The 4,712-nt window shown below is 65.7% G+C and carries 4 protein-coding genes and 1 pseudogene; all 5 read left to right on the forward strand.

Features of this window, described 5'->3' with window-relative positions:
- A pseudogene (locus tag JHD07_RS30975) lies at nucleotides 1–751 on the forward strand (acetyl-CoA carboxylase biotin carboxylase subunit); the annotation flags it as partial.
- A 104-nt stretch (nucleotides 752–855) separates the two neighbouring features.
- Nucleotides 856–2,379: a CHASE3 domain-containing protein gene (locus JHD07_RS30980; protein WP_291629047.1), complete on the forward strand. Its 1,524-nt coding sequence runs from the start codon at nucleotides 856–858 to the stop codon at nucleotides 2,377–2,379.
- Nucleotides 2,379–2,819, forward strand: a complete 441-nt coding sequence (locus JHD07_RS30985; RefSeq protein WP_291629049.1) for a response regulator — start codon at nucleotides 2,379–2,381, stop codon at nucleotides 2,817–2,819. Before JHD07_RS30980 ends, JHD07_RS30985 begins: the two co-directional genes overlap by 1 nt.
- Complete coding sequence (locus JHD07_RS30990) at nucleotides 2,816–3,931, forward strand: histidine kinase dimerization/phosphoacceptor domain -containing protein (RefSeq protein WP_291629051.1); 1,116 nt, start codon at nucleotides 2,816–2,818, stop codon at nucleotides 3,929–3,931. Before JHD07_RS30985 ends, JHD07_RS30990 begins: the two co-directional genes overlap by 4 nt.
- 60 nt (nucleotides 3,932–3,991) lie before the next feature.
- On the forward strand, nucleotides 3,992–4,672 hold the full coding sequence (gene aat, locus JHD07_RS30995) for a leucyl/phenylalanyl-tRNA--protein transferase (RefSeq protein ID WP_291629053.1): 681 nt from the start codon (nucleotides 3,992–3,994) through the stop codon (nucleotides 4,670–4,672).
- Nucleotides 4,673–4,712: the final 40 nt, after the last annotated feature.

The following is a 4,712-nucleotide window of genomic DNA, read 5'->3' on the forward strand; positions in this document are numbered from 1 at the left end:
CCAGAGGCCCCGCCATATCGAGATCCAGATCCTCGGCGACGGCCGCGGCGGCGCCATCCATCTCGGCGAACGCGATTGCTCGTTGCAGCGCCGCCACCAGAAGGTCTGGGAGGAAGGCCCCTCGCCCGTTCTCTCTGCCGCCGCGCGGGCCAGGATCGGCGAGACCTGTGCCAAGGCGATGCGCGAGATGAAATATCTCGGCGTCGGCACCATCGAATTCCTCTACGAGGACGGCGAGTTCTACTTCATCGAGATGAACACCCGCATCCAGGTCGAGCATCCCGTCACCGAGAGCATCACCGACATCGACCTCGTGCTGGAGCAGATCCGCATCGCCGCCGGCGGCGACCTGCCGGCCAGGCAGGACGAGGTCCAGGTCATCGGCCATGCGATCGAGTGCCGCATCAACGCCGAGAACCCGCAGACCTTCCGTCCCTCGCCAGGCCGGATCCTGCAATATCACCCGCCCGGCGGGCTCGGGGTCCGGATCGATTCAGCCGTCTATCAGGGCTACACGATCCCGCCCTATTACGATTCGCTGGTCGGCAAGCTGATCGTCCACGGAAAAACCCGCGCAGAGTGCCTGATGCGGCTGCGCCGGGCGCTGGACGAGATGGTGGTGGAGGGCATCGAGACCACGCTGCCGCTGTTCCGGGCCCTGGTCCGCGAGGACGACATCATCAACGGAGATTATCATATCCACTGGCTGGAGCAGTATCTGGCCGGTAAGGCGGAACCCTCGCCGCGATAGTTTCCCTCCCATGTGGAACCGATTGGCCCGACTCGCGTTTGGAAGGGTTGGGCAGTTCCAAGGGGGCGTTTTGCAGTCCACTGAGCATGAGCAGGTGAACCGTCGTGACGGCTGAGGCCCAGCGGCGGCGCACATTTTGGCAGATCCTGCTGTTCGCGGCGGGACTTTTGGTGCTGACCGTGATCAGCGCCGGCTCCGTCTATCTCGTCAACAAGGCGCGCGAGGACAGCAAATGGGTGGTTCATACCATCGAAGTGGAGAACCAGACCCACGCCCTGCTGCTGGAGATCCGGCGCGCTGAAAGCGCCGCCCGCGGCTTCCTGCTGACGCGGGAGGACAATTTCAGGGCCGACCATGAAAAGGCCGTGGCTGCCATCATCCCCGCCTTGGACAAGCTCACGCGCCTGAGTGCCGACAATCCAACGCAACGCGAGAACGTGGAGAAGCTGAGCGCGGCGATCGAGACCCGCCTCAGCCAGTTCGCGCGGGAAATGGCCTTCGTCCGGCAAGGCGAGCCGGACAAGGCCATGGCGGTGGTTCGCGAGGCCGCGGCACAGGATGTAACGACCAGGATCACGGCGATCGGGACTGCGATGATCCAGGAGGAGGAGCGCCTGTTCCGCCTCCGCACCGTCAGCGCCGACCGCAGCCAGACCATCGCCGCCTCGATGACGGGCGTCGGATCCGGCCTCGTCGTGGTGCTGGCGCTGATCTCGATCTGGCTGGTGCGGCGCTCGGCGCTCGGCCGCGACGAGGCCGAGGCGCGGCTGCGCGATGCCAACCTCAACCTGGAATCCATCGTCGACGAGCGCACGGCTGATCTGCGCGAGGCCAACGAGGAGATCCAGCGCTTCGCCTATATCGTCAGCCACGATCTGCGCTCGCCGCTCGTCAACATCATGGGCTTCACCAGCGAGCTCGAAGAGCTCGGCGGAGACATCTTCCGCCGCATCGGCGGCCTCGCTCGCGTTCCCGCGGAGGGAGCGCCGCTCGCGCCCGCCGGACCGGGCGAGATTGTGCTTGAAGGCGCCGACAAGCAGCTCTCCGCGGATTTCTCCGAAGCGCTCGGCTTCATCAAGTCGTCGATCGCCAAGATGGACCGGCTGATCTCGGCGATTCTCAACCTCACCCGCGAGGGCCGGCGCGAATTCCAGCCGGTCAAGATCGACACACGGGAGCTGATCTCGGCCATCGTCTCGACGCTGGCGCACCAGGCGGCCGAGGCGCAGGCCGAGATTCATCTCGAGCCGCTGCCAGACGTCGTGAGCGACCGTCTCGCCCTCGAACAGATCTTCTCCAATCTGATCGACAATGCGATCAAATATCTCAGGAATGGCGTGCCCGGCGAGATCAGAATTCGCGGGCGGACCAAGCTCGGCTACGCTATCTTCGAGATCAGCGACAATGGCCGGGGGATCGACCCGAAGGATCACCAGAGGATATTCGACCTGTTCCGCCGCGCCGGAACCCAGGACAAGCCTGGCCAGGGCATTGGTCTTGCGCATGTGCGTGCACTTGTGCGTCGCCTCGGCGGCACCATGTCGGTATCATCGGAACTGAACGCGGGCAGCACCTTCACGATTACGCTGCCGATCGCCTGGAACGTGAGCAACCGGAACAGAGATTGATGACCCAGCCTGTCAGTATCATCATGGTCGAGGACGACGAGGGCCACGCCCGCCTGATCGAGCGCAACATCCGCCGCTCGGGCGTCAACAATGAGATCGTCTCGTTCACCAACGGCACCGACGCGATGCGGCACCTGTTCGGCGCCGACGGCTCAGGCCTCGTGCAGAAGGGCAATGCGCTCCTGATCCTGCTCGACCTCAACCTTCCCGACATGACCGGGATCGACATCCTGAGGCAGATCAAGGAGAACAAATACCTGAAGGCCTCGCCCGTGGTGGTGCTGACCACCACCGACGATTCCCAGGAAATCAAGCGCTGCTACGAGCTCGGCTGCAACGTCTACATCACCAAACCCGTCAACTACGAGAATTTCGCCAATGCCATCCGGCAGCTCGGCCTGTTCTTCTCGGTCATCCAGGTCCCGCCCGCCGCCCCATGAACCAACGCACGCCGACACTTCTCTACATCGATGACGACGACGCGCTGGCGCGCCTGGTCGATCGCGGCCTGACGCGGCGCGGCTATCGCGTCGTTCATGCCGCCAGCGGCGAGGAAGGGCTCGAGCGCATCCGCCGCGCCTGCGCCCAAAACGGCAGCGAAGGCGCCATCGATGTGGTGGCGCTCGATCAGTACATGCCGGGCCTCGACGGGCTGGAGACGCTCGAGCAGATCATGGCGATCCCGGACGCCCCGCCGATCGTGTTCGTCACGGCGTCGCAGGATTCCAGCATCGCGGTCACCGCGCTGAAGGCGGGGGCGGCCGATTATCTCGTTAAGGACGTCCAGGGCGATTTCATCCCGCTGCTCCACGTCGCCGCCGAAGGCGCGCTGCGCCAGGCCGAGTTGCAGAGGGCGCGCGAGGAAGCCGAAGCCGAGATCCACGCCTCGCGCGACCGCTACGCGGCGCTCGCCGCCGAGCGCGAGATGCTGCTGCGCGAGGTCAATCACCGCGTCGGCAATTCGCTCCAGATCATCGCCTCGCTGCTGCATCTTCAGGCCAGCTCCGCCGCGCAGGACGAGGTCAAGGCGGCGCTGACAAACGCGATGGGCCGCGTGGCCGCGGTCGCGCAGGTGCACCGCCGCCTCTATACGTCGCAGGACCTGAAGAGCGTGGTGCTGAATCAGTATCTGGACTCGCTGCTCGAGGATCTCAGGCGGTCGGCGGAAGGCAACCGCATGTCGCGCCTGACGCTGAAGGCCGAGCCGATCGAGATCGATCCGGACCGCGCGGTCGCGGTCGGCATCATCGTCAACGAGCTGGTGATGAACGCGGTGAAATACGCCTATCCCGACGGCGCTGGCCCGATCCACGTCGAGCTGACCTCGCAGGGAGACGATGTCCTGCTTACGATCACGGATGACGGCGTCGGCGACAACGCCAAGGCCGATCCGCGCTCCACCGGCATGGGCCAGCGCATCGTCGCGGCGATGGCCACCAAGCTCGATGCCACCGTCGGCCGCGATCGCGCGCATTCCGGGACCAGGGTGGTGCTGAAGTTCGGCCGCGAGCCCGCAGGTCTCGGCAAGACCAGCACCGCCGCCGCGAGCTGAGCCCGGGCCCGGCCGCGCGCCCATCGCAACCGCATTGCGATCCTGCTATGATGGCAAGCCATGACGTCGCGCGACTCCGCCCCTTCTGAAATCACGCCGGCCGTGCTGCTGCGCGCCTATGCCTGCGGCATCTTCCCGATGGCGGAAAGCGCCGATGATCCGACCCTGTTCTGGGTCGAACCGGAGCTGCGCGGCATCATCCCGCTCGACGGCTTTCGCGTGGCTTCGCGGCTCGCGCGCACCGTGCGGTCGGACGTTTTTCGCGTGACCGTCAACACCGCCTTCAAGGCGACCATCGCCGGCTGCGCCGCGCCGCAGGCAGGGCGCGAGGACACCTGGATCAACAAGCGCATCCGCGATCTCTATGGCGGCCTCTTCGAGCTCGGCCATTGCCATAGCGTCGAAGCCTGGCAGGACGACGACCTCGTCGGCGGGCTCTACGGCGTTAGCTTGGGGCGGGCCTTCTTCGGCGAGAGCATGTTCCACACCGCGCGCGATGCGTCCAAGGTCGCGCTGGTGCATCTGGTCGCGCGGCTCATCCATGGCGGCTTCGAGCTGCTCGATACCCAATATGTCACCGAGCATCTGAAGAGCTTTGGCGCGGTCGAGATTTCGCGGCGTCGCTACACGGCGCTGCTCGACAAGGCGCTCGCCGGCGAGCCCGGCGATTTCCTGAGGCTCTCCGACGGCGAAGCCATCCCCGGCGCGCGCGCGCTCGAGATCATCGCCTCGCGGCAATGATCGGCGGCCGGCTTAGCGGCCGAACCCCGGAATCCCGAAC

Source organism: Bradyrhizobium sp. (assembly GCF_016462955.1).
Classification (GTDB): Bacteria; Pseudomonadota; Alphaproteobacteria; order Rhizobiales; family Xanthobacteraceae; genus Bradyrhizobium.

Excerpts from the sequence above, each read along its gene's own strand:
- JHD07_RS30985 (WP_291629049.1), top strand. The coding sequence starts at position 2,379 with ATGACCCAGCCTGTCAGTATCATCATGGTCGAGGACGACGAGGGCCAC.
- aat (WP_291629053.1), top strand. The coding sequence starts at position 3,992 with ATGACGTCGCGCGACTCCGCCCCTTCTGAAATCACGCCGGCCGTGCTG.
- JHD07_RS30990 (WP_291629051.1), top strand. The coding sequence starts at position 2,816 with ATGAACCAACGCACGCCGACACTTCTCTACATCGATGACGACGACGCG.